Origin of the sequence: Archangium sp., from assembly GCF_036388035.1 — a bacterium.
Taxonomy (GTDB): domain Bacteria; phylum Myxococcota; class Myxococcia; order Myxococcales; family Myxococcaceae; genus Archangium.
Map to the genome: position 1 here is coordinate 1 of NZ_DASVSO010000784.1, position 1,674 is coordinate 1,674.

Here is a 1,674-nt window from a genome sequence, read left to right on the forward strand (position 1 = left end):
CTGGGCTTCGTCGGGCTGGTGGCGCAGGGCGTGACGGTGGCGGACATCGTCGGAGGCGCGCTCTTCAGCGAGAAGAGCACGGCGCTGCCGTTCGCCTTCCTGGGGGCGTTCCTCGTCAGCTTCATCCCCCTGCTGTACTTCAGCCTGCCGCTCTACCTGCTGCAGGCGGAGCTCGCCTTCAACGACGACGTCACCCCGGTGCAGGCGCTGCGCAACTGCTACGCCCTGGCACGCGGCCAGCGCCTGTCCATGGTCGGGGTGTTCCTCATCTTCGCCCTGGCGACGCTCGTCGGCCTGTTGGCGTGCTGTGTGGGCATGCTGCCGGCCTACGGCCTGGGCCAGCTGCTCGTGGCGGGCCTCTACCTGTCGCTGCGCAACGGCGCCGAGCTGGAGTAGCCCGTGCCGGCCGCGGCGGCCCTCAGTGCACCACGCGCTCGGAGGAGCCCGGGCGCGGGGTGTACAGCTTGCCGAGGCAGGTGACGATGTGCTCGCGGTACTCGGCCACCTCGCGCAGGCCGCACACCATCCACCGCCCGCCGATGACGAGCGTGGGCACGCCGCGCACGCCGCGGCTGGCGGCGAGCTGGTGCTCGTCGAGGATGAGCTTGCGCGTGTCCTCCGAGTGGAACGCCGCCGAGAAGGGCCCCATGTCCAGGCCCACGCGGTTGGCCAGCTCGAAGATGACGTCGGTGCGCGTGACGTTCACCCCCTGCTCCAGCGCCGCGCGCTGCATGGCGCGCGCGAGGTGCGACCTGGCCGTGGGGCTCTGCAGCCGCGCCGCCTCCAGCGCCGCCAGCGCCGGGATGCTGGAGCGCGGCGCATCCCCGCCCTGCCACAGCTCCGTCGACAGCAGCCGCGCCAGCGGCTCCGGCTCCTGCTGGGCCCGGCGCACCTCCTCCGTCAGTCCCCGCAGCTCCTTGTCCGTGGGTCGCTTGTCGTTGAGGCGCAGTGGGTAGGGCCGAACGCGCCAGCGGATGAGATCGCCAAACTCCTGCTTGAGGGACTCCAGACGGACGTCAGCGAGGTAGCACCAGGCGCACAACACATCCTGGTAGACGGTGATCTGCAGCGGCTTGGGAAGGGGCTTCATGGGAGCGGCCCGGAGATTACGAAGCCAACGCGCCCGCTGCCAATCCCCTCCGACATTTGAAGTTCGAGCCCATTCCCATGAGGACCAGGCAAGAGGCTCGTCCGCCCGCCTGCTTCAAGGGGCGCGGCGCCAGGCGTCACACCACCTGGAGCGGCCCGTTGGACGCCATGCGTGCCGCCGAGAAGGCGAGCGCGTGGTCGATCATCGCCCCGGCGATGTCCTGCTTCGTCGCCCGCTCCAGGCCCTCGAAGCCGGGGCTGGAGTTGAGCTCCATCAGGCGGGGGCCCGCGTGGCCCTCGAGCATGTCCACGCCGGCGAGCTCCAGCCCGACGAGGCGCGCGGCCCGCACCGCCACCTCGAGATAGGCGGGCGGCAGCTCGATGGGGCTGCCCTCGCCGCCGCGGTGGATGTTGGAGCGGAACTCGCCCTTCTTCGCCCGCCGCCGCATGGCGCCCACCACCTTGTCGCCCACCACCAGCGCGCGCACGTCCTGGCCCTTGCTCTCGGCGACGAACTCCTGGAGCACCACCTCCTGCCCCAGGTCCCAGAAGGTGTTGAGGATGGTCTGCACCTCCTGGAGGGTG

At 71.0% G+C, this 1,674-nt stretch carries 2 protein-coding genes and 1 pseudogene; 1 reads left to right on the forward strand and 2 read right to left on the reverse strand.

All coding sequences use genetic code 11. The features are described from left to right. Positions 1–396: pseudogene (locus VF697_RS32410) on the forward strand (hypothetical protein); the annotation flags it as partial. Between the two features lie 22 nt (positions 397–418). On the opposite strand, the gene VF697_RS32415 reads toward VF697_RS32410, so the two are convergent. After that, entirely contained in the window at positions 419–1,090 is a 672-nt protein-coding gene (locus VF697_RS32415; RefSeq protein ID WP_331101023.1) for a DsbA family oxidoreductase, read from the reverse strand. A 136-nt stretch (positions 1,091–1,226) separates the two neighbouring features. Continuing rightward, positions 1,227–1,674, reverse strand: a 448-nt coding sequence (locus tag VF697_RS32420; RefSeq protein ID WP_414641371.1) for an ATP-grasp domain-containing protein, incomplete at its 5' end; no start/stop codon positions are given.